This is a genomic window from Pseudarthrobacter sp. NPDC092419, assembly GCF_044755045.1.
Lineage (GTDB): Bacteria > Actinomycetota > Actinomycetes > Actinomycetales > Micrococcaceae > Arthrobacter.
This window is the reverse complement of the sequence record NZ_JBIVQF010000010.1, coordinates 1-23,180: the sequence shown is the minus strand read 5'-3', so window position 1 is coordinate 23,180 and position 23,180 is coordinate 1. Positions and strand designations below refer to the sequence as shown.

Sequence of the window (23,180 nt, the reverse complement as noted above, 5' to 3'; positions counted from 1 at the left end):
GCAGCGCCATTGCCCAAATGAATAAGGAAACTCCACGTGAGTGAATTGCACACCCACCAGCTTTTGACGGACGAGTCCGGCACCGAAACCATCGAGCCGGAAGAGACCATCATCTCGGACGAGAAGCCGCACGAGATCGAGGAAAAGTCGTTCGCCGACTTCAACGTCCGCGAAGACATCGTCGCATCCCTGGCAGCAGCCGGGATCACCCACCCCTTCCCCATCCAGGCCATGACCCTGCCCGTGGCGCTCTCCGGCCACGACATCATCGGCCAGGCCAAGACCGGCACCGGTAAAACCCTCGGTTTTGGCATCCCAGCCCTGCAGCGCGTAGTTGGCCAGGACGATCCCGGCTACGACAAGCTGGCCGTCCCGGGCGCGCCCCAGGCCCTGGTCATCGTGCCCACGCGCGAACTTGCCGTCCAGGTGGCCAACGACTTGCAGACCGCCTCCAGCAAGCGCAATGCCCGCATCGCCACCATTTACGGTGGCCGCGCCTATGAGCCCCAAGTGGAAGCCCTGAAGAACGGCGTTGAGGTCGTGGTGGGCACGCCCGGCCGCCTGATCGACCTGTACCGGCAGAAGCACCTGAGCCTGAAGAACGTCCGGATTGTGGTCCTGGATGAGGCCGACGAAATGCTGGACCTCGGCTTCCTTCCCGACGTTGAGACCATCATCGCCGGCACCCCGGCTGTCCGCCAGACGCTCCTGTTCTCTGCCACGATGCCCGGCCCCGTCATCGCCATGGCCCGCCGCTACATGACGCAACCCACCCACATCCGTGCCGCCGACCCGGACGACGAAGGCCTGACCAAGCGCGACATCCGCCAGTTGATCTACCGTGCCCACAGCATGGACAAGATCGAGGTGGTGGCCCGTATCCTGCAGGCCAAGGGCCGCGGCCGCACCATCATCTTCACCAAGACCAAGCGCACCGCCGCCAAGGTGTCCGAAGAACTGGTTGACCGCGGGTTCGCCGCGGCTGCGATCCACGGCGACCTGGGCCAGGGTGCCCGCGAGCAGGCCCTGCGTGCCTTCCGTAACAACAAGGTGGACGTCCTGGTGGCCACCGACGTCGCCGCCCGCGGCATCGACGTGGAGGACGTCACCCACGTCATCAACTACCAGTGCGTGGAGGACGAAAAGATCTACCTGCACCGCGTGGGCCGCACCGGCCGTGCAGGCAACAAGGGAACAGCCGTCACGTTCGTGGACTGGGACGACGTTCCCCGCTGGGCGCTGATCAACAAGGCGCTCGGCCTGAACGTGCCGGAGCCGGTGGAAACCTACTCCTCCTCCCCGCACCTCTACACGGACCTGGACATCCCCGAGGGCACCAAGGGCCGGCTCCCCCGCGACAAGCGCACCCTGGCCGGTGTGGACGCAGAAGTCCTGGAAGACCTCGGCGAAACCGGCAAGAAGAACAGCCGCGGCGGCCGCGACTCGGGCGGCCGCGATTCCGGCGGATCCCGCGAACGTGAGCGCACCCGCGGTGGCCGTGGCCGCCCGGCCCGCAGCGGGGAGTCCCGCGGCTCCGAAGGGGCAGCCCGCTCCGGCGAGCGCCGCCGTCGTACATCCGATGCTGCAGAGGCCGGTGACAACGGTGCGCAGGCTCCCCGCTCCGAGGACGTCCAGCCGTCCCGCGCCCGCCGCACCCGGACGCGCACCCGCCGCCGCAACGGCGAAGTGGTGGCCGGCGACAAGGGTACGCAGCCTGGCACCGAGGGCTAACAGCGTCGATGACTGACGCTGTTTGGGCGCCGGACGGCGGCAGCCTGGTGGTGCACGCGGACAACGCGGACTACCTCCCCACGCTGCCGGACGGCGCCTTTACCCTGATTTACGTTGACCCGCCGTTCAACACCGGCCGGGTGCAGCGCCGCCAGGAAACCCGGATGGTGGCCAATGCCGGCGGCAGCGGGGACCGGGTCGGGTTCAAGGGCCGCTCGTACGACACCATCAAGGGCGCCCTGCACCGCTACGACGACGCGTTCAGCGACTACTGGTCGTTTCTGGAACCGCGGCTTGTTGAAGCCTGGCGCCTGCTGGCGGATGACGGCACGCTCTATCTGCACCTGGACTACCGCGAGGTTCACTACGCCAAGGTCATGCTGGACGCGATCTTCGGCCGCGAGTGCTTCCTGAATGAGATCATCTGGGCCTATGACTACGGCGCCCGCGCCAAGAACCGGTGGCCCACCAAGCACGACAACATCCTGGTGTACGTCAAGAATCCCGCCAAGTACCACTTCGACAGCGCAGAGGTGGACCGGGAACCGTACATGGCGCCCGGCCTGGTGACCCCCGCCAAGCGCGAACTGGGGAAGCTTCCCACGGACGTCTGGTGGCACACCATCGTCTCGCCCACCGGTAAGGAGAAAACCGGTTACCCCACGCAGAAGCCCGAAGGCCTCATCCGACGGGTGGTGTCCGCGTCCAGCCGGCCCGGCGACTGGTGCCTGGACTTCTTCGCCGGTTCCGGGACCCTGGGTGCCGTGGCTGCCAAACTGGGCCGGAAGTTCGTGTGTGTCGACGAGAACCAGCCGGCCATCGAAATCATGGCCAAGCGCCTCGGTGCGCACGCCACGGTGGCGTCCCTGCCGCCCAAGTAGGTAGCGCTAACTGGTTGGGAGGGCAGCCGGGAGTGCGGGTTCAGGGACGGACGACGGCGGTCCCGCTGCCGAGTTCTTCGATCCGCGCCAGTACCTCCCGGGCTGTGAGGTTCTCTCCCAGCAGATTGGGCTTGCCGGTTCCGTGGTAGTCCGAGGAGCCGGTGACCAGAAGGTCATGGCGGGCCGCGAGGCGTCGCAGGAAGTCCCGGCCCTCCTCGGGATTGTCCCGGTGGTCGATCTCCAGCCCGGCCAGGCCGGCGTCGATCATCTCCTGGTAGACGCGCTCCCCGACGATCCTCCCGCGGGAGGAGGCCACCGGATGGGCAAAGACGGGCACGCCGCCTGCAGCCCGCACGAGTTCGACGGCGGTGGCTGGGCCGGGTGCGTAGTGCTGGATAAAGTAGCGGGACCGGGAGGTCAGGATCGAGGCGAAGGCCTCCGAGCGGTCCTCCACCACACCCGCCGCCACGAGCGCATCCGCGATGTGCGGCCGGCCAAGGGTGGCCCCGGGGGCCACATGGTGGATCACGTCGTCCCAGGTCAGCGGGTAATCCTCTGCCAGCAGGGTGACCATTTTTTCGGCGCGGGTGTGCCGCGCGTCCTTGGCCTTGGTGATCTCCTCGAGCAGGCCCGGGTGCAGGGGATCGTGCAGGTAGCTCAGGAGGTGCACGCTGATGCCTTCCTCCGTGCGGCAGGAAACCTCCATGCCCGGCACTAGCGCCACGCCGGAGTCCTGCACCGCCGCGGCCGCCTCCGCCCAGCCGTCAGTGGAGTCGTGGTCCGTCAGCGCCACCACGTCCAGGCCGGCACGGGCAGCGGAGGCCATGACATCGGCGGGGTTCTCCGTGCCGTCGGAAACGTTGGAGTGGGCATGCAGGTCGATCCTCACCTGTCCAGAGTAGTTGACCGGCGCCCCCGACCACCGCATGCTGCGTGCTCACCTGCTGTTCGCATCGCCGCGGAGCTGGTGAGACGATGGTGCCGTGAACCATGCCGAAAGCACCCCCGCCCCTGCCGCCCAGCCCCTGGAAGAGCGCGTCAACAACCGCTCGCAGCGTCCCAGCTCCGATGCGTTCAAAGCATTCATGGCCAGCAACTGGGCGCCATCCAGCCGGGAGCTTCCCTCCCGCGACGCCGTGGCCGCGCACGCCGCGAACCGCCGCGCGGCCATCTCAGCACAGTTCAAGGGAGAACGCCTGGTCATCCCCGCCGGCCCGCTGAAGGTCCGTTCGAACGACTGCGACTACCGCTTCCGCCCGCACTCCGGATTCGCGCACCTCACCGGCCTGGGGCTGGACCATGAGCCTGACGCAGTCCTGATACTGGATCCTGTGGCTGAAGGAACGGGCGACGGCGGCGCGCACCACAGCGCGACCCTGTACTTCCGCCCCCTCGCCGGCAGGGACACCGAGCAGTTCTATGCCGATTCCCGGTCCGGCGAGTTCTGGATCGGCGCACGTCCCACGCTGGCCGAGTTTGAGGCCCGGTTGGGCCTCAAGACGGCCCACATCGATCAGCTGGAAACGGCCATCACCAAGGACGTCGGCGCCCCGGAGATTGGCGGCACCTCGGTACGTCTGTTGCGCAAGGTGGACGAAAACATTGACGCCCTGGTGGACACTGCCCGCTACAACACCGCCAAGGACCCGGACAACCTGGACTTCGGCGTGTTCGACGCTTTGGACGAGAAGCTCAGCGAAGCCCTGTCCGAGCTGCGACTGGTCAAGGACGCCTGGGAAATCGAGCAGATGAAGCTCGCTGTTTCGGCCACCGTGGAAGGCTTCGAGGAAGTGGTGAAATCCCTGCCGCGGGCACTGACCCATGCCCGGGGCGAGCGCGTCGTCGAAGGCGCCTTCTTCGCCCGTGCCCGCGAGGTGGGCAACGACCTGGGCTATGACACCATCGCCGCATCAGGCAACAACGCCACGGTGCTGCACTGGACCCGCAACACCGGGCGGATCAACGCCGGTGAACTCCTGCTGCTCGATGCCGGAGTGGAAGTCGACTCGCTGTACACCGCCGACATCACCCGAACCATTCCCGCCAACGGCGTGTTCTCCGACATCCAGCGCAAGGTTTACGCCGCGGTGCTGGAGGCGGCCGACGCCGGATTCGCCGCCGCACAGCCGGGGGCCCGGTTCCGCGACATCCACACTGCCGCCACCACCGTCCTGGCGGAGCGCCTGACCGAGTGGGGCCTGCTGCCTGTCAGCGTCGAGGAGGCGATCAGCCCCGAGGGACAGCAGCACCGCCGGTGGATGCCGCACGGAACCAGCCACCACCTCGGCCTGGACGTCCATGACTGTGCCCAGGCAAAACGGGAACTCTACCTCGACGGAATCCTTACGGAGGGCATGGTGTTCACCATCGAGCCTGGCCTGTATTTCAAGGAGGAGGACCTGGCCATCCCGGAGGAGTACCGCGGCATCGGCGTCCGGATCGAGGACGACATCCTCATGACGGCCACCGGCCCTGTGAACCTCAGCGCAGCGCTGCCGCGTGTGGCCCAGGATGTGGAGGACTGGATGGCCGGCATCTACCGCGAGGCCGAAGGCGCCTGACTAGGGGCGGGGCTCGTCGTCGGGTTTGATCGGCGCGGGCTCGTGCGCAGGCTGGTCGCTGCCCGCCTGGGCGGCTTCCGGGTTCTGCGGCAGCCGGATCCCGTACTGCGGACGCCCGTCCGGAAGATCCGGATACCTGACCGACCGCGCAGGCGCCGGAGGCTGCTGCTGCGCGCCGCCGTCGTAGTGGGGCTGTGGCTGCTGCGGCGCAGAAGGTTCCTGCTGCTGGCGCTGGCCGTAAGGGTCGTTCCATCCCGAGGGCCGGGCCGGGCCTTGCTGGGGACCCTGCTGCGGCCCCTGCTGGTAGGGGCCGGGCTGCTGGTAGGGGCCGGGCTGCTGGCGCGGATCCTGCTCGCCGTACGGCTGGTGCTGCTGGTAAGGCTGGTTCTGGTAGGCGCCCTGCTGGGACGCGGCATCCGAGCGGTTCATGGGCAGCTGCTGCAGAAGGCGGCGGGCCTCGTGCGACGCCTCCGGGGAGACGATGACGTCGTAATTGGTGGCCACCACCTGGCTGGTCGAGGTGAAATCGCGCTTGCCGCGCTGCATGGCGTAGGTGACGATCCCAAACAACATGAAGAATGCAGCACCCATGAGCACCGAGGTCAGGATGGAGAAGTATCCCGGGGACGGGGCGAAGAACGACAGCAGGACACCGACGAAGAGGCCGAACCACATGCCGCTCAAGGCACCGGACAGGGCAACGCGCGGGTAGCTCAGGCGCCCCGTTACGCGCTCCACCATCTTCAGTTCGTTGCCCACGATGGAGACCATGTGCACCGGAAACTGCTGGTCCGCCAGGTAGTCCACGGCCTTCTGGGCATCAAGGTAGGAGTTGTAGGAACCCACCGTATCGCCGGTGGGCACCGCCCGGGCATCGTCCATGCCGCCGGGGCCACCGGCCTTGGGAGCACCAAAAATGTTTGCCATGCCTCCATTCTTGCCCATGCGGATGTGTGCTGCCTGTAAATTCAGCTAAAAGAGAGCAGACTCGGTAGCCTGTAGGGATGAGCACAACTCCCACGCGCGTCTTCGTGGCCCGGCTCCTGGGCCTGGACGTCTTCGACCCGCTGGGCGACCGGCTGGGCCGCCTCCGCGACGTGGTGGTGCTCTCCCGCGGAACCCGCGGCGCCCCGCACGTCGTGGGCATCGTCGTGGAGGTTCCCGGCAAGAAGCGCGTGTTCGTCCCCATGACCCGGATTACCTCCATCGACCAGACCCAGATCATCTGCACCGGTCTGGTCAATCTCCGCCGTTTTGAACAGCGCGGCGCGGAAACGTTGGTGGTCGCAGAGATGTTCGACCGCAGGGTGACCCTGCGGGACGGCAGCGGCGACGCCACCATCGAGGACATTGCCATGGACCAGCACCGTTCGCGTGACTGGTTCGTGAGCAAGCTGTTCGTCCGCCGCGGCCACTCCCTGTCTCCCCTGAGCCGGCTTCGCCGCAACGAGACCCTCATCATTGATTGGGCTGACGCCCTCCAGGGCCCGCGCACGGAACCGCAGGCCGCTACCCAGTTCGTAGCCAACCATGAGGACCTGAAGCCTGCCGACTTCGCCGAAGCGCTCCAGGAGATGAGCGACAAGCGCCGGTTCGAGGTAGCCAGCGAACTCCAGGACGAACGCCTGGCGGACGTTCTGCAGGAACTTCCCGAAGACGACCAGGTGGAGATCCTTTCCGCGCTGGACGTCCAACGCGCCGCGGACGTCCTGGAGGAAATGGACCCGGACGACGCCGCAGACCTCCTGGGCGAGCTGCCGTCCGCGCAGGCCGAGGAACTGCTCCAGCTGATGGAGCCCGAGGGTGCCGAGGACGTCCGCCGCCTCCTGGAGTACGACGAGGACACCGCGGGCGGCCTCATGACCCCCGTGCCGGTGATCCTGCCGCCGGAGGCCACCGTGGCGGAGGCCCTGGCCCACGTCCGCCGCGAGGAACTGTCGCCGGCACTGGCCTCCTCGATCTTCATCGCGAGGCCCCCGCTGGAAACACCCACGGGCCGGTTCCTGGGCGTGGTACACATCCAGCAGCTGCTCCGCTTCCCGCCGTTCGAACCGCTGGGCAACCTGGTGGACAAGAACCTTGAGCCGCTCTCGGACCAGGCCCACATCAGCGAAGTGGCCCGCACCCTGGCCACCTACAACCTGAACTCGTTGCCCGTAGTGAACGACGCCGGCCGGCTGGTGGGGGCGGTGACTGTTGATGACGTCCTGGACCACCTCTTGCCCGATGACTGGCGCGCCCACGATGGCGAAGCCCCGATAAGAAAGCTCGGTGGCCGCATTGGCTGACAACAGTGCTCCCAAGAACCCGAACCAGCGGCCGCATTCCAGGGCTTCAGACAAGGGCAGCCTGGACACTCCCCTGGCGGGCCGGCAGCGGCTGCTGCCCAAGTTCTCCCCGGACCCCGACGCCTTCGGCCACGCCACCGAGGGCTTCGCCCGTTTCATGGGTACCCCGCAGTTCCTGGTCTACATGACGGTGTTCTGCATCTTCTGGCTGGCCTGGAACACCTGGGCGCCGCTGGAGTGGCAGTTCGACTCCCGGGATTTGGGTTTCACCCTGCTGACCCTCATGTTGTCCCTCCAGGCCTCCTACGCCGCGCCGCTGCTGCTGCTGGCCCAGAACCGGCAGGATGACCGCGACCGCGTCTCCCTCCAGCAGGACAGGCAGCGTGCCGAGCGAAACCTTTCGGACACTGAATACCTGACACGCGAGCTGGCCTCCCTGCGCATCGCCCTCCGTGAGGTGGCCACCCGCGACTACGTGCGGGCTGAGCTGCGTTCCCTGCTCGAAGACATGCTGGAGGCCCAGGAGGAGCTCCGGTCGCACGATCATTCCGGCCCGGGTTCCCACGAATCCCCGAAGGACAAGGTCAAGGAAAAGCTCAAGGAGCAGCGGGACCGGCAGCGCCAGCCCCGTACCCAGCAGATTCCGCGCATCAAACCCGGCCACTCCGCCCAAGACCGCTAACCCCCGCTGCGGCGCCGTTCGCCGCGTCCACATCCTGAAAGCCGAGTCCCCCACACCATGAGCTCCCCCGTGGATCCCACTTCCGAGGCCCTCAACGAAGCGGTCCAGGCCGCGCTGGCCACCGTGATCGACCCCGAGCTCCGCAAGCCGATCACGGAACTCGGCATGGTGGACTCGGTCTCGGTTTCCGCCGACGGCCGCGTCTCCCTCGCCGTCCTGCTCACCATTGCCGGCTGCCCGCTCAAGGACACCATCACTGCGGATGCCGGCAAAGCCCTGTCCGCGGTACCGGGCGTGACCGCCGTCGACGTTGAACTCAAGGTAATGGACCAGGCCCAGCGGGACGCGCTCAAGGAGCAGCTCCGCGGGCCGGGCGGACAGCGCGGCATCCCCTTCAATGAAGCCGGGTCGCTGACCAAAGTCTTTGCCGTGGCCAGCGGAAAAGGCGGGGTGGGCAAGTCCTCGGTGACCGTGAACCTTGCCTGCGCACTTGCAGCGCAGGGACTCCGGGTGGGAATCGTGGATGCAGACGTCTACGGCTTTTCCGTGCCCGGCCTGATGGGCATCACCCAGGCTCCCACCCGGGTGGACGACATGATCCTGCCCCCGGTCGCCTACGGGGTCAAAGTCATCTCCATCGGCATGTTTGTCACAGGAAACCAGCCGGTTGCCTGGCGCGGGCCAATGCTGCACCGGGCCCTGGAGCAATTCCTGACTGATGTCTATTTCGGGGATCTTGACGCGCTCTTCCTGGACCTGCCGCCGGGAACGGGAGACATAGCGATTTCCGTGGCCCAACTCCTGCCCAAGGCCGAGATCCTGGTGGTGACCACCCCGCAGGCTGCGGCTGCGGACGTTGCTGAGCGCGCGGGCGCCATCGCCACCCAGACGGGCCAGAAGATCGCCGGGGTGGTGGAGAACATGTCCTACCTGGAAATGCCCGACGGCGGCCGGATGGAATTGTTCGGAAGCGGCGGCGGCGCCGTGCTCGCCTCACGGCTGGCCGGGATGGTGGGCACCGACGTGCCGCTGCTGGGCCAGATTCCGCTGGACATCCAGTTGCGCGAAGGGGGCGACGCCGGTGTCCCGATTGTGCTGGGGCAGCCGGCAACTCCCGCCGCCGAGGCCCTGGCCGGGATTGCGGGCCAGCTCGCAGCCCGGCCGCGCGGGCTGGCGGGCATGCACCTGGGGGTCCAGCCGCGCTGACGCGCGGAACCGGTCAGGTGGCTTCGGTGTCGAAAGGCGCGGCTTCGCCTGCTGCCAGCCGCTGGACCACGCGGTCGGGCCGCATTGGCGCGGCTTCGGCGGCCGCCGCACCAGAGGCAGCTGCCACCGCGGCAGGCGCTCCTGCGCTCACGGGCTTGGAATCGTCGTCGAGCAGTGCTTCCTTGATGATGCGGCGGGGATCGTACTGGCGCGGGTCGTACTTCTTCCAGTCGACGTCATCGATGTCGATGCCGACCTCATCCTTGATCTGTTCCCGCGCGCCGGAGGCCATCCGGCGGACTTCCTTGACCACGTTCGCCAGCTTCTGGGTATATTCGGGCAGCCGCTGGGGGCCGATCACCAGGATGCCGATGAGCAGCAGGAGGATGAACTCCGGGCCGTTGATTCCAAACACCCTAGGAAGATTACCCTCTCCGGGCTCCGGGCAGCGATTCGGCTCCCGGGAGGGAGCCGGCAGCCTGCGAACCGGATCCCAGCAGCGCGGAAACCTTGGCCAGTCCGCGCTGCAGCCGGCTGCCCAGGGAGTCCTCCCCTGGCCCGCCGGCGGACTCTTCAGGGGGTGCGCCGGCGTCGCCTGAAGCCCGCTCAGCCAGAAGTTCGAAGATTGGCAGGGCATCGTCCGCGCGGTCGGCCGGAAGGTCGGATTCAAAAGTGAACGTCCGGCCGTCCGCACGGTAGGTGGCGGTCCAGGGTGAGGAGTCCAGCACCCGCAGCTTTGCAGCCGTCAGGGCTCCGGAGACAGCGTCGCGCTGCTCGGTGATGGCGGCGTAATGCGAGCCGTCACTCAGATGCAGCTCCACCGCAGGGTAGCCGCCCACCATCACGGCCCGCGCGGACTCCACGTGAAAGCCCATGGCCGCGAGATCCGGGCAGGCCCAGCCGTGCGAGCGCAGCGTGGCCAATTCGGCGGCGCTAAGCATCCTCCCGTCGGCGGGCATTTGTGCAGAAGCGTGGGACAGCGCCGCATTCGCAGACGACGCCGCGGGCGGATCCCCTGCCAGCACGAGGGCACCCGCGGCCAGGAGGCCAGATGCCGCCACGGTGCCCCCGGCTGCCAGGGCCAGGGCGCGGATGACCGGACGCTGTGCGCGTGGGCGGTCCCAGGGCTCCGCGGCGAGTTCGTGGGTACGCTCCAGCAGGCGGGCGGTCAGGTCATGGCTGGCAGGCGGAATGCGCGCCTCGCGCAGCCGTTCGAGGTACTGGCGCTCCCGGTGCAGGGCGGCAGCGCAATCGGCGCAGGACGCCAGGTGGCTGCTGGTGCGCTGGTGCCTGCCGAGGGGGAAACCGGGCTTCATACGCCGTTCAGAGGATGCCGGCGATGCGCGGCATCGAGAGCTTGCGGCGGGCCTGCTGCGGACGCGGATCGCGGTGCGCCAGCTTCTCCCGCAGCATGGTCCGGCCCCGGTGGATCCGCGAACGGACAGTACCGAGCTTCACGCCCAGGGTCTCCGCCACCTCGTCATAGGAGAGCCCTTCCAGATTGCACAGCACGACGGCGGCGCGGAAGTCCGGGGGGAGCTCCTCCAGCGCGGCCTGCACGTCGAGGTCCAGGTTGTTCAGTTCAAAGCTCAGCTCGGGTCCGGGTTCCCGGCCGGGAAGGCGCGACTCGGCGTCTTCAGCAAGGGCGTCGAAGCGGATGCGGGTCCGCCTCCGGGCCTGGTCCAGGAAGAGGTTGGTGGTGATGCGGTGCAACCAACCGTCCAAGGTTCCGGGCTTGAAATTCTCCAGGGAACGGAACACCCGGACGAAGACCTCCTGGGTGAGGTCCTCGGCGTCGTACTTGTTGCCGGTGAGGCGGTATGCGAGCCGGTAGACCTTCGCCGAGTGGTTGGTCACCACTTCTTCCCACGTAGGACGGACCCACTCGGTTTCCTGTTGGTTTACTGCAGGGACAGGTGCCACAACTATTGATGACATCGTCCACTCCCCTCGTGGAATGCTTTCGCCCGGATACTGTTGACATCTCTTATTCGGCGCCGGCCACCGTTTGGATGAGCGGATGTTCATCATGTCAAACCTGGCTGGGAATTTCCTGACCGCGGAAGGCGCCGCGTCCCACCGGCACAGCCCGCCCTTCCGCGGGTGCCCGGCTGGAACCAGTAGGCTGTAGGAGACATTCCCCCTGCCGCCCAGAAAGCGAATTCCCATGAGCGCCGACAAGTCCACCAGCTGGTCCTTTGCAGAGAATCTGCCCGCTGAGGATGAGGTCATGTTGCGTGCCCGGGAGCGGTCCTACGAGCTGGGCGTCAACGCCGTCAGCCCCGGGGTGGGGGCGGTCCTTACCGTCCTGGCGGCGGCATCGAAGGCCCAGACCGCCGTCGAAATCGGCACCGGCGCCGGCGTTTCCGGCGTCTGCCTCCTGCGCGGCCTGGGCCCGCAGGCCGTCCTGACAACCATCGACGTTGACGTGGAGCACCTGAAGGCCGCCCGGGAAGCGTATGCGGAGGCCGGCAGCCCGGCTAACCGGACCCGAACCATCTCGGGCCGTGCCGGCGATGTACTCCCCCGGCTCACGGACGGCGCCTATGACCTGGTGTTCATCGATGCGGACAAGCCCGGTGTGCCCGGCTATGTGGAGCAGGCCATCCGCCTGCTGAAGCCGTCCGGCATGCTGGTCATCAACGACGCCCTGGACAAGGACCGGGTGGCCAACCCGGCGGGCCGCGAGCCGAACACCGTGGTGCTGCGCCAGGTAGGAAAGGCCATCCGCGACGACGAACGCCTGGCCTCTGCCATGCTACCCACCGGCGACGGACTGCTTGTAGCGGTCAAGAAGTAGCCCGGAAACAGGACAAGGTCCGCAGCCTGCTGGCCGCGGACCTTGTCCGGCATGATTATTCGGTAACGCCTACCAGGCATTCCTTCAGGTTCGCCGCCTCCGCAGCGTTAAGCTCGACCACGAGACGCCCGCCGCCTTCGAGCGGGACGCGCATGATCAGGCTGCGGCCCTCCTTGGTGACTTCCATTGGGCCGTCGCCGGTACGTGGTTTCATAGCCGCCATGAGGAATTCCCTCCAATTAGTCCCAGGACTGATCAGCCCGGGCGGGCTGTGTCCGCATGTCGATCATGCTTGCTCCGGGGACGTGGTTGCCACGTGCCGGGGCTGCGCGTACTCTGAATGCTTTTTGTCCTTGCTTGCTTATCATTATCCCGGAATTACCCGCCCGTAGCTAATCGATGGATATTTTCGCGAGCACCGTGCCGCAGCCTTGACAGGCATCGGCCAAGGCTCCATTGACCGGCCCTTATGGCGGATAGTCCCCACCGCCGGGCAGCTGCGCCCACGCCCAAAGCCACACGATCCAGACGGTCTGGAGCAGCACGAACATGAGGACCACCGTCCACCGGTATGCCTTGGACCTCGACACCAGTGCGGCTGCCAGTGCCAGCGGAAAGAGCGGCAGCAGCATGCGGAACGTGCTGGTTTGCGGGTGCAGGAACACCAGCAGGTAGCCCATGTAGCATGCGCACCAGAGCCGGAGTTCGACGCCGAGCCGCACCACCGGGGGCAGGAACAGCGCGGCGCCGAACATCGCAGCGAACACGAACGGCGCGGCCAGTCCCAACACAGGGCCAAAAAGGTCGACGCCGGTGTCAAACCAGGGTTTGAACGGCACCAGGTCGTGCCCGCGCCACACGGTTTCGGTCTTGGTGTAGGCGGCCGGGTCGCCGGTGGCCAGCCAAGCGACGGCGGGCCAGGCCAGCGCGGACAGGCCAGCGACGGCGGTGAGAACCGCGAGGGCCGCCAGGTCGCGGAGGGTCCGGGGCGTGCCATCGCCGCCGCGCCGCCGTCGGACGTACGCAATGGCGCGGGCGGCCAAGAACAGCCCCAGCATGGCGGCAAAAGGAACGCCGACCGGCCGGGACAGGCAGAGCAGCACCACCACCGGCACCGCCCACAGGTACTGTCCTCGGAGAACCAGAAGCAGGGATCCGGCGAGCAGCAGTATCGAGAGCGGCTCCGCGTAGGGAACCTGGAGCACGGCGGAAACCGGGAACGTTGCGAAGAATGCTACGCCCCACAGCGCCGCACCGTGCCGGGCCCGCTGCCGGAAGAGCGCGTAGACCGCCAGGGCAGCTCCCCAGCCGGCCAGCATGGCAACAAGGGTGAGGGAAGAAGCCGTGGCGAGGCCGGTCAGCCGGCTTAGCCCGCCGGCGAGGACGGGAAACAGCGGGTAGAAGGCCCACGCGTTCTCCTGGACGTTGCCGGCCTCATCCGTGGGAAGGACGCTGGGGTAACCGTTGCTGACTACTTCGCCGTACCAGCGGGCATCCCAGATATTGATGAAATTCCAGTAGTCCGGCCCGGCGGGAAACCAGGGGCTGTTTCCCTGCTGGAGCGCCGCGGCCATGAAGATGCAGGCCGAGACCAGCCTCGCGGCCACGTAGATGACCGAGACCTGGAACCACCAGGGCCAGCCCTGCGCTGCCTGCGCCGCCCGCCGGGCGAAGTCCCGCACCGGGGCCGCAAATACGGGCTGCCGTTCCGTGTCGGTGCCCGTGCCCGTGGCGTCCTGTTCCACTGCGCTCACGCGGAATCCTGGCTTGCCGGGAGCCGGTCGCGCAGTTCCGCGATTTCGGCTTCCCTGGCGGCAAGCTGGTTCCGCAGCTCATCCAGCACCTGGTCCACCTGGTCCATGCGGTAGCCGCGCAGGCCCACCGAGAACCGGATCCGGTCCACGTCCTCCGCGGCGGCATGGGCCGGAAGCAGCACCGGGGGAAGGTTGGCAGGCGGCTGGGGCAGGCCGCCGTCCAGCAGGACGGGCAGGGGCCGGTCGGCAGCACGGGCGGAATCGACTCCGACCGGCCGGCGGCCCAAACCTGCCCACAGGGCGGCGCCCACCAGCGCAATGGCCAGGAAAACCAGAAAGAAGCTCACGGCTCCATGGTGCCAGATAGGGCTCCGGATCCCGCGCCCGCCTAAACCTTATTCCGGGCGCTGCTCGCCGTTAGGGGACGGAGCGACGGCCGAATGCAGAACGCGGTCCACGGCCTCCGCAGGATCGTCAACAAGCTGGATCAGGTCCAGGTCCTTCTCGGAAACCATGCCCTCGGCCACCAGGGTTCCCCGGATCCACTCGATCATCGGCCCCCAGAACTCGACGCCAAGGAGCACGATCGGGAAGGACGTGACCTTCCGGGTCTGCACGAGGACCATGGCCTCGAACAACTCATCCAGCGTCCCCAGCCCGCCGGGGAGGACGATGAAGCCCTGCGCGTACTTCACGAACATGGTCTTACGGGCGAAGAAGTACCGGAAATTGATGCCCAAGTCCACCCACTGGTTCAGGCCCTGTTCGAAGGGGAGCTCGATGCCGAGCCCGACAGACACCCCATTGCCCTCCACGGCGCCCCGGTTCGCTGCCTCCATGGATCCCGGGCCACCGCCGGTGATGATGGCGACGCCGGCCTCTGCCAGCTTCCGCCCTACCTCCACGCCCATTTCGTAGTAGGCGCTGCCCGGTTTGGTCCTGGCCGAGCCGAAGACGCTGACCGCCTTGCCGACGTCCGCGAGCGCGCCAAAGCCTTCGACGAATTCGCTCTGGATCCGGAGGACGCGCCACGGATCGGTATGCACGAACTGTCCAGGGCCTTTGGTATCGAGGAGATGCTGGTCCGACATTTCCACCGCGGCCTGCTTGCGCCGGAGCTCCAGGGGGCCCTTGCGCCGCGGTTGGGAATTCCTGGTCGGGTCTGCATTGATGCTCATTCCCCTAGGCTAGCCTCCCCTGGCAGGTATCTCTTGAATCACGATCACCGGCGAGATGGGGTGATAGCCGTCATAAATGGCGAATGTTCGCTAGATTCGTCTTATGACTACTCATGTGCCCGGCGATTCCCTCGTCTCCCTGAACGCCGTAAACAAGCATTACGGCCAGCTGCACGTTTTGAAGGACATCAATCTTCAGGTCCGCAAGGGTGAAGTTGTTGTGGTCATCGGGCCCTCGGGATCCGGTAAGTCCACGCTTTGCCGCGCGATCAACCGTCTGGAGACCATCGAGGGCGGAACCATCAGCATCGATGGGAAAGTGCTCCCGGAGGAAGGCAAGGAACTCGCACAGCTCCGTGCCGACGTCGGAATGGTCTTCCAGTCCTTCAACCTGTTCGCGCACAAGACCATCCTGGAAAACGTCACCCTCGGCCCCATCAAGGTCAAAGGCGTGTCCAAGGCCGAGGCGGAGAAGGACGCCATGGCCCTGCTTGAACGGGTGGGTGTGGGCCACCAGGCCCCCAAGCTCCCGGCCCAGCTCTCCGGCGGCCAGCAGCAGCGCGTCGCGATTGCCCGCGCACTGGCCATGAAGCCGAAGGTGATGCTCTTCGACGAGCCCACCTCTGCCCTTGACCCGGAGATGATCAACGAAGTCCTTGACGTGATGGTCCAGCTCGCCAAGGAAGGCATGACCATGATCGTGGTCACCCACGAGATGGGCTTCGCCCGCAAGGCCGCGGACCGTGTCGTTTTCATGGCAGACGGCCAGATCGTTGAGGATGACACCCCGGAAGAGTTCTTCACCAACCCGAAGAGCGACAGGGCCAAGGATTTCCTGTCCAAGCTCCTTACCCACTGATCCACCCATGAACAACCACACTCCAGTTCGCATCCGGCCGTGACCCACGGCCACCAATGAAAGGAATGTCAATGAAGGCATTTATGACCCGGCGCAAGTCGTTCTTCGTCGCAGCCACCGCTGCGCTCGCCCTGTCCCTGAGCGCCTGTGGGGGCGGTGACTCCGGCAGCGACCCCAAGGTTGAGGACAAGCCGAGCTTCGCAGCGGGCACCACCATGGAGAAGCTTTCTTCCGCCGGCACCATCAAGATCGGCACCAAGTTCGACCAGCCCCTGTTCGGCCAGGTTGGCCTGGACAACAAGCCCGTTGGTTTCGACGTTGAAATCGGCAAGCTGATCGCAGCCAAGCTGGGCATCCCCGCAGACAAGATCGAATGGTCCGAAACCGTCTCCGCCAACCGCGAGCCGTTCATCGAACAGGGCAAGGTTGACCTGGTTATCGCCACCTACACCATCAACGACAAGCGCAAGAAGGTTGTCAGCTTCGCAGGCCCGTACTACGAAGCCGGCCAGGCCCTGATGGTCAACAAGGACAATGACTCCATCAAGACCCCCGAGGACGTCAAGGGCAAGAAGGTCTGCTCGGTCACCGGTTCCACCCCGGCCGCCACGATCGTGGAAAAGTACGGTGCAGTGCTGGTTCCGGCTGCCACCTACTCCGCCTGCCTCGAGCCGCTGCGCAACAAGCAGGTTGAAGCCATCACCACCGACAACGTGATCCTCGCCGGTTTCGTTGACAAGGAGCCGGATGCCTTCAAGCTCGCTTCCGACGAGACCTTCACCAAGGAGCCTTACGGCATCGGCCTGAAGAAGGACGACACCGAGTTCCGTAACTGGATCAACGACCAGCTCGAAGCGTTCGAAGCGGACGGCTCGTACAAGAAGGCCTGGGAGGACACTGCGGGCGCCGTCATCAAGACCGCCCCTGAACTGCCCGAGCTTGACCGTTACTAAGTCACCCGGGTGTTGCCGGGGCCGGTCCACCGGCCCCGGCAACTTTCCGTCTCCACACCCGTCCACTCCCAGAGCCGAAGGATCCTATGGACGTCATTCTTGAAAACCTGCCCCTGTATTGGGAAGGTTTTCTCCGCACACTCTTCCTCTCCGCCGTCTCCGGCGTCATCGCCCTGGTCCTCGGCACCCTGCTCGCAGCGGCCAGGGTTTCCCCTGTAGCGGCGCTTCGGGGATTCAGCATGATCTACGTGGAGGTTCTGCGGAACACCCCGTTGACCATTGCCTTCTTCTTTGCTGCGATCGTCCTCCCCAGGCTCGGGGTCAAGTTTGAGCAGTTCGAAGTTGCCGCGATCATCGCGCTGAGCACATACACGGCAGCCTTCATAGCCGAAGCCGTGCGTTCCGGCGTCAACAGCGTTCCCGTGGGACAGGCCGAAGCCGCCCGCAGCATCGGCATGAAATTCGGCCAGGTGCTGTCCCTGATCATCCTGCCGCAGGCGCTGCGGACGGTGATCCCGCCGTTGATCAACATCCTGATCGCGCTGGTGAAGAACTCCTCCGTCGCCGGCGCGTTCTTCGTCCTTGAACTGTTCGGCTACGGCCGCCAGCTGGCCAACGCCAACGGCGACGCCGTTATCGCGGTGCTCCTGGGCACGGCCTTCTTCTATCTGCTCCTCACCGTTCCGCTCGGCATCCTGGCCAGCACGGTGGAACGAAAGGTGGCGATCGCCCGATGAGCTCCGTCCTTTACGACGTTCCGGGTCCTAAGGCCCGCCGAATTTCCCTGATCGGATCCATTGTTGGTTCGGTGCTGATCCTGGGCCTGCTCGCCTGGATCGTTATGACCCTCGCCCAGCAGGGCATCTTCGAGGGCCGCCGCTGGCAGATCTTCACGCGTGGCGACGTGTGGACCCTGCTGGCCAACGGCCTGGGCGCGACGCTCAGCGCCGCGGCGCTGGCCGCGGTCATCGCCTTCCCCCTGGGACTGGCGCTGACGCTGCTGCGAATTTCCGATTCAGCGTTCCTCCGGGTACCCACCAGGATCGTGCTGGAATTCCTGCGCGGCATGCCTGTGGTCCTGATGATGCTGTTCGTCCTTCTGGGCTTCGGCACGTCGCCGTTCATCGCCGTCGTCACCGGCCTGGTGCTGTACAACTCTGCAGTGTTCTCCGAGATCATCCGCGCGGGCATCCAGTCGCTGCCCAAGGGCCAGCGTGAAGCGGGCCTGGCCATCGGCCTGACCAGCTTCAAGTCGCGCATGCTGATCGAACTTCCGCAGGCGATCCGGCGCATGATGCCCTCGCTCGTGGCGCAGCTGGTAGTGCTCCTCAAGGACACCTCGCTGGGCTACATCGTGGCCTACGGCGAACTGCTCCGCGCAGTCCAGGTCATGGCGGACTTCCTGGGCACGCAGTTCCTGTTCCCGGTGTTCTTCGTGGCAGCAGCGATCTACATCGCCATCAACATCGGCGTCTCGCGGCTGGCAGTGTGGATCGAGCGGCGCGGCTCCAAGAAGGCCGCGGGCGGTACGGCTCCGGCCGAGCCTGAGGCCATCGAGGCCGCAGCGCCCTAGCGGTTGCATGGAAAGGTCCGGAACTCCCTCGGGGTTCCGGACCTTTTGCGTTTCGACAGGCTACGCTGCGAGCCACTTCCGGAGCGCTGCCAGGCAGGCCCGGATGGCCTCGGCGTGGACGTGTTCGTTGTCCTTGTGCGCCAGGAGCGCATCGCCGGGCCCGAAGTTCACTGCCGGGACGCCCAGTTCGCTGAAGCGCGCGACGTCGGTCCAGCCGTATTTGGGCTTCGGCTCGGCTCCGACTGCGGCAACAAAGGACGCGGCAGCGGGGTGGTTCAGGCCCGGCCGCGCCCCGGCAGCAGCATCAGTGCGCACCACGTCGAACCCGGCCAGCAGCTCGCGGACGTGCGCTTCCGCCTGGTCCGGAGTCTTGTCCGGGGCGAACCGGTAGTTGATCTCCACCACGCAGCGGTCCGGGATGACGTTCCCCGCCGTGCCGCCGTTGATCTTGACGGCGTTCAGGCTCTCCCGGTAGTCCAGGCCGTCCACGGTGATGGTCCGCGGCTGGTACTCCGCCAGCCGGGCCAGGATGGGCGCAGCAGCATGGATGGCGTTGCTTCCCATCCAGGCGCGGGCCGAGTGGGCGGATTCCCCTACCGTGGTGGCCTCGAACCGGCTGGTGCCATTGCACCCGCCCTCCACGGTTCCATCCGTTGGCTCCAGCAAAATGGCGAAGTCGCCCTTCAACAGGTCGCCGTGGTTGCGGACCAAGCGTCCCAGGCCGCTCTTCACGGCTTCAACTTCCTCGTGGTCGTAGAACACAAAGGTGACGTCCCGCGCAGGCTGGGCGCCGCCGTCGAACATTGTTGCAGCCAGCGCCAGCTGGACAGCCACGCCGCCCTTCATGTCCGTGGCGCCGCGCCCGTAGAGGATGCCCTCGCCGGGAATGCCCGACTCCCACGTGGACGGCACGGTCCCCAGGGACCCTGGGGTCAGCGGCAGCGGGACCGTGTCCAGATGCCCCGCCAGGATGACCCGCTCCGGGCGGCCCAGTTCGGTGCGGGCCACAATGGCGTCGCCGTCACGGACCACCGAGAACTGCGGAATAGCCAACAGGGCAGCCTCCACGGCGTCCGCAATGCGGCCCTCGTTGCCGGAAACGCTTTCGATGTCCATCAGGGCGGCCGTCAGCAGCGAAACATCCTGACGAAGGTCCAGGACGGGGGGACGGGAAAGGGCGGGGACGGGCTCGGGCACAGTTTCGGCAGTCACGAAGCCAGTCTAGTTCGAACGGCGCCCCGGGCCCTCGATAGACTGGAGCACATGACTGAGACCGCTTCCTCCGCTGTGCCCGAAACCTCGAACTCCCCCGCCGCTGACCGCTCCGCCTACGGCTTCGGTATTGCCACCGTCGCCACGGCTGCCGGCGAGTCCACCGTGCTGGACGTATGGTTCCCCGCGCCCGCCCTTGGCGTGGCCGCCGGCAACCTGCGCGAGGTGGAAAACGCCGACGAGGTCCTGACGCAGATCGCCGAAAACGGCGCCGACGCAGACCGCGGCACCGAGCAGAAGGTAGTTTTTGTCCAGATCAATCTGGACGAGGCCCCCGCCGATACCGCTGATGCCTACCTCCGCCTCCACCTGCTTTCGCACCGCCTGGTCCGCCCCAACACCATCAACCTGGACGGCATCTTCGGCAAGCTCCCCAACGTCGTGTGGACCAACTTCGGCCCCGCAGCGGTGGACGGGTTCGAGCTGACGCGCGCCCGACTGCGCCGGCGCGGACCGGTCACCGTCTACGGCGTGGACAAGTTCCCGCGCATGGTGGACTACGTGGTTCCCTCCGGCGTGCGCATTGCCGACGCCGACCGGGTGCGCCTGGGTGCGCACCTCGCCGAAGGCACCACCGTGATGCATGAAGGCTTCGTCAACTTCAACGCCGGCACCCTGGGCACCTCCATGGTCGAGGGCCGCATCTCGGCCGGTGTGGTGACCGGGGACGGCAGCGACGTCGGCGGTGGCGCCTCCATCATGGGTACCCTGTCCGGCGGCGGCAAGGAAAAGATCACCATCGGCGAGCGCGTCCTGCTGGGCGCCAACTCCGGCGTCGGCATCAGCATCGGCGACGATTCGGTAGTTGAAGCCGGGCTTTACGTCACCGCCGGCACCCGGGTCCGTGTTCCTGGCCCGAAGGACGAGGTGGGCGAGGACACCACCAAGATCGTCAAGGCCGCAGAACTCTCCGGCGTTCCCAACCTGCTGTTCCGCCGCAATTCCACCACGGGCGCCGTTGAAGCGCTCCCCCGTCAGGGACAGACCGTGGAACTGAACGACGCGCTCCACGCCAACTGATTCGCCGGTGGCACGAAGACGCGGCCTGCGCCGCCTGGCGGTCCTGGTCCTGGCGCTTGCCCTGGTGGCGGGGGGAGTCTATGGGGCCGTGTTCTTCCTGCAGCGTTCCGAAACCCTTGTTTCGGAACGCTGCACCGCTGTTGTTGGCGACGTTTCCGGGGAACTCGCCCCTGACCAGGCCGCGAACGCTGCCCTGATCACGGCCGTGGCCGTCCGTCGCGGCCTGCCGCCGCGGGCGGCGACCATTGCGCTGGCTACGGCCATGCAGGAATCCAAGCTGCGGAACATCGGACACGGCGACCACGCCGGGCCGGACTCGCGTGGCCTCTTCCAGCAGCGGCCTTCACAGGGCTGGGGCACCGAGGAACAGGTCATGGACCCCTACTATGCCGCCAATGCCTTCTATGATGCGCTGCTGGCCATTCCGGATTACGAATCCCTGGACATCACCGAAGCCGCGCAACGGGTGCAGCGCTCCGCCCATCCCCTGGCATATGCCCAGCACGAGAGCATGGGCCGTTCCTTCGCGTCGGGCCTCACGGGCCAAGCCCCCGGGGCGGTACAGTGCACGCTCCGGTCCGGAAACGGAAGCGGGGACGCGGCAGCCATGGCCGCGAGCCTGAAGGAGGCGTACGGCGGGCTCCCCTCGGCCATTGACGGGGATGCCGTCCTGGTGGAAACGTCCGGCAGTCAGGCGTGGTCAGTGGCCCAGTGGGCCGTGGCAAACGCCAGGGCCCTGGACGTGGTCCGGGTGGAAGTGGCCGGACGCAGCTGGGACCGCGCAGCCCGAAATGGGTGGCAGGATGCCAGCGACCCGGACGCCGGAGTGCGGATCGTGATGGCGCCCGCGGTGGATTGAGCGGCCCCGCAGCCGTAGCCGCTGGCGTCTCTGGCTACACCAGGATCTCCACTACTGGCTGGACATAGCTGCGGAACAGTTCGGGCTGGCTCATCAGGTGGTGGCTCATGATGATCTTGTCCGGCTCCAGGAACCAGGCGCGCTGCTCGTTCAGCGGCAACTCAATGATGGTCAGGTTGAAATCACGTGCGTCCCGGCCAACTTCCATCAGCCGGTCATCCACCATGTCTTCAAGAAGCTGGTCAGCCCCCGAAGCGGCCCGCTCCGCTTCCAGCTCGGCATATTCACTCCGTCGCTCCCGCGCCCACGTGAGTGCTGAACCAAAATGGGCCTGCAGCACGCGCTGGAGCGCAGGCGAATTGCCGAACGCCTCGAAGTCCGGCGGTGTCAGCTCAGGGGCAGTGTGCGGATGGGCCTTCAACAACTGGGCCCACCATGCCTCCCATTCGGTCTTCAGCGCCGCTTCTCCCCCGACGTCGGCCGTGAGCTGCGAATGGTCCGCGGGCCTGACTTTGGGTTTGATGTGCGAAAGGGCGGGATTGCCGGCGCCGTTGAGGCCAGCGGTGTCCCGGACGTAGAGTGCGATCATCATGGGCCCGGATGTATCCGTGGTGATGTGCCAACCGGAACCGCCTGCGTGATGCATCCGAAGTCCTTCCTTGGCGCTCCGGCCGGATCCGTTGATCCGGTCCGGCGCCTCCGGTTATCAGTCTATTCCCGCCCTGTCCCTACGTTAACGGCCGTTGGCCCCGAGTCCGTCCAAGTGCCGGTCCAGCACGTCGCGGCACATGGCTGCCGTCAGCCACTCGGGCTGCAGCAGGGCGTGCATGCAGAGGCCGTCCAAGGTAGAGAGCAGCCGTTCCGCCTCCACCACCAGCCGTTCCTGGGGTTCATCCTCAGGCAGCAGTTCCATGACAACCTGGCCAACAACGGCGGCCACTTCCCGGTAGCTGCGGTCCGCCTCTGCGGCCAGGAAGGGACGGATCCGGGCGGCATTCCGGAAGGCAAGCCAGGCACAGGCTTCCGCCGCGCGCTGGCCATCCAGGGGAAGGATCGCGCCCAGCAGGGTTAAAACGGCTTCCCTCTGCTCAGTGCTCCCGGGGGCGCTGGAGCGCACGGCCGGGATTCCTGCCTGCAGCCGCCCCACTATCCGGTCCACCACAGCCGCGAAGGTGTAGTTCAGCAGTTCTTCGCTGCCGGCAAAGTAGTGCCGGACCGAACCCACCGCAAGCCCTGCCTCGTCCGCCACCTCCCGGAGCGAGGCCCGTTCCAGTCCATCTACGGCGATGATGCGCAGCACCGCTTCCACTACATCCTGCCGGCGGGCATGGGCATCGACGATTTTAGGCACCCTACCTATTTAGCACAGGCGTGCTCCAATAACCGAAACCACGCCCCGGGCTGTCGTCCGCCCGCCCGTCGTCCGGGACAGCGCAGCGGCGGCGCCTCCCGTTGGGATAGCGTTGGACCATGAAGATTCTGGTTACCGGGGGCACCGGTTACATCGGTTCCCACACTGTTCTTTCCCTGCAGGAAGCCGGCCACGAGGTGGTGGTCATCGAC

At 66.6% G+C, this 23,180-nt stretch carries 26 protein-coding genes; 14 read left to right on the top strand and 12 right to left on the bottom strand.

Going from position 1 to position 23,180, the window contains the following annotated elements; all coding sequences use genetic code 11:
* Positions 1 to 36 precede the first annotated feature (36 nt).
* The gene (locus ACIQC0_RS14595) at positions 37 to 1,731 is read left to right on the top strand and encodes a DEAD/DEAH box helicase (protein ID WP_400535983.1); all 1,695 of its coding nucleotides are present in this window, start codon (positions 37 to 39) and stop codon (positions 1,729 to 1,731) included.
* An 8-nt stretch (positions 1,732 to 1,739) separates the two neighbouring features.
* The gene (locus ACIQC0_RS14590) at positions 1,740 to 2,612 is read left to right on the top strand and encodes a DNA-methyltransferase (protein ID WP_400535980.1); all 873 of its coding nucleotides are present in this window, start codon (positions 1,740 to 1,742) and stop codon (positions 2,610 to 2,612) included.
* A gap of 40 nt (positions 2,613 to 2,652) precedes the next feature.
* Here ACIQC0_RS14590 and ACIQC0_RS14585 read toward each other — a convergent pair whose 3' ends face one another.
* Complete coding sequence (locus tag ACIQC0_RS14585) at positions 2,653 to 3,501, bottom strand: PHP domain-containing protein (protein ID WP_377214801.1); 849 nt, start codon at positions 3,499 to 3,501, stop codon at positions 2,653 to 2,655.
* Between the two features lie 94 nt (positions 3,502 to 3,595).
* On the opposite strand from ACIQC0_RS14585, the gene ACIQC0_RS14580 reads away from it, so the two are divergent.
* Positions 3,596 to 5,173: an aminopeptidase P family protein gene (locus tag ACIQC0_RS14580; RefSeq protein ID WP_400535976.1), complete on the top strand. Its 1,578-nt coding sequence runs from the start codon at positions 3,596 to 3,598 to the stop codon at positions 5,171 to 5,173.
* Here the strand turns inward: ACIQC0_RS14580 and ACIQC0_RS14575 are convergent, their stop codons facing one another.
* Positions 5,174 to 6,100, bottom strand: a complete 927-nt coding sequence (locus tag ACIQC0_RS14575; RefSeq protein WP_400535973.1) for a general stress protein — start codon at positions 6,098 to 6,100, stop codon at positions 5,174 to 5,176.
* A 77-nt stretch (positions 6,101 to 6,177) separates the two neighbouring features.
* On the opposite strand from ACIQC0_RS14575, the gene ACIQC0_RS14570 reads away from it, so the two are divergent.
* The 3 genes from ACIQC0_RS14570 to ACIQC0_RS14560 are packed head-to-tail and all read left to right on the top strand — an operon-like array spanning position 6,178 to position 9,349.
* Entirely contained in the window at positions 6,178 to 7,461 is a 1,284-nt protein-coding gene (locus ACIQC0_RS14570; RefSeq protein ID WP_377214798.1) for a magnesium transporter MgtE N-terminal domain-containing protein, read from the top strand.
* Positions 7,445 to 8,143 carry a DUF1003 domain-containing protein gene (locus ACIQC0_RS14565; protein WP_400535970.1) on the top strand — a complete coding sequence of 233 codons (699 nt, stop codon included), beginning with the start codon at positions 7,445 to 7,447 and terminating at the stop codon, positions 8,141 to 8,143. Before ACIQC0_RS14570 ends, ACIQC0_RS14565 begins: the two co-directional genes overlap by 17 nt.
* 57 nt (positions 8,144 to 8,200) lie before the next feature.
* On the top strand, positions 8,201 to 9,349 hold the full coding sequence (locus ACIQC0_RS14560; RefSeq protein WP_400535967.1) for an Mrp/NBP35 family ATP-binding protein: 1,149 nt from the start codon (positions 8,201 to 8,203) through the stop codon (positions 9,347 to 9,349).
* Positions 9,350 to 9,362: 13 nt separating this feature from the next.
* On the opposite strand, the gene ACIQC0_RS14555 is transcribed toward ACIQC0_RS14560, so the two are convergent.
* From ACIQC0_RS14555 to sigE, 3 genes are read right to left on the bottom strand one after another with little or no spacing between them, the layout of a single operon-like run.
* On the bottom strand, positions 9,363 to 9,764 hold the full coding sequence (locus ACIQC0_RS14555; protein ID WP_400535964.1) for a Sec-independent protein translocase TatB: 402 nt from the start codon (positions 9,762 to 9,764) through the stop codon (positions 9,363 to 9,365).
* 10 nt (positions 9,765 to 9,774) lie between these two features.
* Positions 9,775 to 10,665 carry an anti-sigma factor gene (locus ACIQC0_RS14550; RefSeq protein WP_400535961.1) on the bottom strand — a complete coding sequence of 297 codons (891 nt, stop codon included), beginning with the start codon at positions 10,663 to 10,665 and terminating at the stop codon, positions 9,775 to 9,777.
* A 7-nt stretch (positions 10,666 to 10,672) separates the two neighbouring features.
* Positions 10,673 to 11,287 carry an RNA polymerase sigma factor SigE gene (gene sigE / locus ACIQC0_RS14545; RefSeq protein WP_400535958.1) on the bottom strand — a complete coding sequence of 205 codons (615 nt, stop codon included), beginning with the start codon at positions 11,285 to 11,287 and terminating at the stop codon, positions 10,673 to 10,675.
* A gap of 229 nt (positions 11,288 to 11,516) precedes the next feature.
* Between sigE and ACIQC0_RS14540 the strand changes: the two genes are divergently transcribed.
* Complete coding sequence (locus tag ACIQC0_RS14540; protein WP_377214792.1) at positions 11,517 to 12,149, top strand: O-methyltransferase; 633 nt, start codon at positions 11,517 to 11,519, stop codon at positions 12,147 to 12,149.
* Between the two features lie 55 nt (positions 12,150 to 12,204).
* Here the strand turns inward: ACIQC0_RS14540 and ACIQC0_RS14535 are convergent, their stop codons facing one another.
* From ACIQC0_RS14535 to ACIQC0_RS14520, 4 genes are all read right to left on the bottom strand, one after another.
* Complete coding sequence (locus ACIQC0_RS14535; RefSeq protein ID WP_009357720.1) at positions 12,205 to 12,372, bottom strand: DUF3117 domain-containing protein; 168 nt, start codon at positions 12,370 to 12,372, stop codon at positions 12,205 to 12,207.
* 244 nt (positions 12,373 to 12,616) lie between these two features.
* Positions 12,617 to 13,831: a hypothetical protein gene (locus tag ACIQC0_RS14530; protein WP_400536140.1), complete on the bottom strand. Its 1,215-nt coding sequence runs from the start codon at positions 13,829 to 13,831 to the stop codon at positions 12,617 to 12,619.
* 68 nt (positions 13,832 to 13,899) lie between these two features.
* Positions 13,900 to 14,250 (bottom strand): DivIVA domain-containing protein, encoded by a 351-nt coding sequence (locus ACIQC0_RS14525; protein ID WP_400535954.1) that lies wholly within the window; start codon positions 14,248 to 14,250, stop codon positions 13,900 to 13,902.
* A 48-nt stretch (positions 14,251 to 14,298) separates the two neighbouring features.
* On the bottom strand, positions 14,299 to 15,081 hold the full coding sequence (locus ACIQC0_RS14520) for a TIGR00730 family Rossman fold protein (protein WP_400535951.1): 783 nt from the start codon (positions 15,079 to 15,081) through the stop codon (positions 14,299 to 14,301).
* 103 nt (positions 15,082 to 15,184) lie between these two features.
* Between ACIQC0_RS14520 and ACIQC0_RS14515 the strand changes: the two genes are divergently transcribed.
* The 4 genes from ACIQC0_RS14515 to ACIQC0_RS14500 all read left to right on the top strand — a co-directional run bounded on the left by ACIQC0_RS14515 (position 15,185) and on the right by ACIQC0_RS14500 (position 18,466).
* Positions 15,185 to 15,940 (top strand): amino acid ABC transporter ATP-binding protein, encoded by a 756-nt coding sequence (locus tag ACIQC0_RS14515; RefSeq protein WP_377214789.1) that lies wholly within the window; start codon positions 15,185 to 15,187, stop codon positions 15,938 to 15,940.
* Positions 15,941 to 16,011: 71 nt separating this feature from the next.
* On the top strand, positions 16,012 to 16,893 hold the full coding sequence (locus ACIQC0_RS14510; protein WP_400535948.1) for a glutamate ABC transporter substrate-binding protein: 882 nt from the start codon (positions 16,012 to 16,014) through the stop codon (positions 16,891 to 16,893).
* A gap of 86 nt (positions 16,894 to 16,979) precedes the next feature.
* On the top strand, positions 16,980 to 17,630 hold the full coding sequence (locus ACIQC0_RS14505; RefSeq protein ID WP_377214787.1) for an amino acid ABC transporter permease: 651 nt from the start codon (positions 16,980 to 16,982) through the stop codon (positions 17,628 to 17,630).
* Positions 17,627 to 18,466 (top strand): amino acid ABC transporter permease, encoded by an 840-nt coding sequence (locus ACIQC0_RS14500; RefSeq protein ID WP_377214786.1) that lies wholly within the window; start codon positions 17,627 to 17,629, stop codon positions 18,464 to 18,466. Before ACIQC0_RS14505 ends, ACIQC0_RS14500 begins: the two co-directional genes overlap by 4 nt.
* A gap of 60 nt (positions 18,467 to 18,526) precedes the next feature.
* On the opposite strand, the gene dapE is transcribed toward ACIQC0_RS14500, so the two are convergent.
* Complete coding sequence (gene dapE / locus ACIQC0_RS14495; protein ID WP_400535944.1) at positions 18,527 to 19,678, bottom strand: succinyl-diaminopimelate desuccinylase; 1,152 nt, start codon at positions 19,676 to 19,678, stop codon at positions 18,527 to 18,529.
* 51 nt (positions 19,679 to 19,729) lie between these two features.
* Here dapE and dapD point away from each other — a divergent pair, with 51 nt between their 5' ends.
* Together dapD and ACIQC0_RS14485 are read left to right on the top strand one after the other, a co-directional pair.
* Complete coding sequence (dapD, locus tag ACIQC0_RS14490; RefSeq protein WP_400535941.1) at positions 19,730 to 20,758, top strand: 2,3,4,5-tetrahydropyridine-2,6-dicarboxylate N-succinyltransferase; 1,029 nt, start codon at positions 19,730 to 19,732, stop codon at positions 20,756 to 20,758.
* 7 nt (positions 20,759 to 20,765) lie between these two features.
* Entirely contained in the window at positions 20,766 to 21,617 is an 852-nt protein-coding gene (locus ACIQC0_RS14485) for a hypothetical protein (RefSeq protein ID WP_400535938.1), read from the top strand.
* 34 nt (positions 21,618 to 21,651) lie between these two features.
* Here the strand turns inward: ACIQC0_RS14485 and ACIQC0_RS14480 are convergent, their stop codons facing one another.
* Both ACIQC0_RS14480 and ACIQC0_RS14475 read right to left on the bottom strand, forming a co-directional pair.
* A complete protein-coding gene (locus tag ACIQC0_RS14480; RefSeq protein ID WP_377214782.1) occupies positions 21,652 to 22,263 on the bottom strand; it encodes a hypothetical protein in 612 nt (203 codons plus the stop codon).
* An 87-nt stretch (positions 22,264 to 22,350) separates the two neighbouring features.
* The gene (locus tag ACIQC0_RS14475) at positions 22,351 to 22,968 is read right to left on the bottom strand and encodes a TetR/AcrR family transcriptional regulator (RefSeq protein ID WP_400535934.1); all 618 of its coding nucleotides are present in this window, start codon (positions 22,966 to 22,968) and stop codon (positions 22,351 to 22,353) included.
* A gap of 119 nt (positions 22,969 to 23,087) precedes the next feature.
* Here ACIQC0_RS14475 and ACIQC0_RS14470 point away from each other — a divergent pair.
* Positions 23,088 to 23,180, top strand: a 93-nt coding sequence (locus tag ACIQC0_RS14470) for an NAD-dependent epimerase/dehydratase family protein (protein WP_400534842.1), incomplete at its 3' end; no start/stop codon positions are given.

Excerpts from the sequence above, each read along its gene's own strand:
- ACIQC0_RS14590 (WP_400535980.1), top strand. The coding sequence starts at position 1,740 with ATGACTGACGCTGTTTGGGCGCCGGACGGCGGCAGCCTGGTGGTGCAC.
- ACIQC0_RS14575 (WP_400535973.1), bottom strand. The coding sequence starts at position 6,100 with ATGGCAAACATTTTTGGTGCTCCCAAGGCCGGTGGCCCCGGCGGCATG.
- ACIQC0_RS14570 (WP_377214798.1), top strand. The coding sequence starts at position 6,178 with ATGAGCACAACTCCCACGCGCGTCTTCGTGGCCCGGCTCCTGGGCCTG.
- ACIQC0_RS14560 (WP_400535967.1), top strand. The coding sequence starts at position 8,201 with ATGAGCTCCCCCGTGGATCCCACTTCCGAGGCCCTCAACGAAGCGGTC.
- ACIQC0_RS14550 (WP_400535961.1), bottom strand. The coding sequence starts at position 10,665 with ATGAAGCCCGGTTTCCCCCTCGGCAGGCACCAGCGCACCAGCAGCCAC.
- sigE (WP_400535958.1), bottom strand. The coding sequence starts at position 11,287 with ATGTCATCAATAGTTGTGGCACCTGTCCCTGCAGTAAACCAACAGGAA.
- ACIQC0_RS14540 (WP_377214792.1), top strand. The coding sequence starts at position 11,517 with ATGAGCGCCGACAAGTCCACCAGCTGGTCCTTTGCAGAGAATCTGCCC.
- ACIQC0_RS14535 (WP_009357720.1), bottom strand. The coding sequence starts at position 12,372 with ATGGCGGCTATGAAACCACGTACCGGCGACGGCCCAATGGAAGTCACC.
- ACIQC0_RS14520 (WP_400535951.1), bottom strand. The coding sequence starts at position 15,081 with ATGAGCATCAATGCAGACCCGACCAGGAATTCCCAACCGCGGCGCAAG.
- ACIQC0_RS14515 (WP_377214789.1), top strand. The coding sequence starts at position 15,185 with ATGACTACTCATGTGCCCGGCGATTCCCTCGTCTCCCTGAACGCCGTA.
- ACIQC0_RS14510 (WP_400535948.1), top strand. The coding sequence starts at position 16,012 with ATGAAGGCATTTATGACCCGGCGCAAGTCGTTCTTCGTCGCAGCCACC.
- ACIQC0_RS14505 (WP_377214787.1), top strand. The coding sequence starts at position 16,980 with ATGGACGTCATTCTTGAAAACCTGCCCCTGTATTGGGAAGGTTTTCTC.
- ACIQC0_RS14500 (WP_377214786.1), top strand. The coding sequence starts at position 17,627 with ATGAGCTCCGTCCTTTACGACGTTCCGGGTCCTAAGGCCCGCCGAATT.
- dapD (WP_400535941.1), top strand. The coding sequence starts at position 19,730 with ATGACTGAGACCGCTTCCTCCGCTGTGCCCGAAACCTCGAACTCCCCC.
- ACIQC0_RS14480 (WP_377214782.1), bottom strand. The coding sequence starts at position 22,263 with ATGCATCACGCAGGCGGTTCCGGTTGGCACATCACCACGGATACATCC.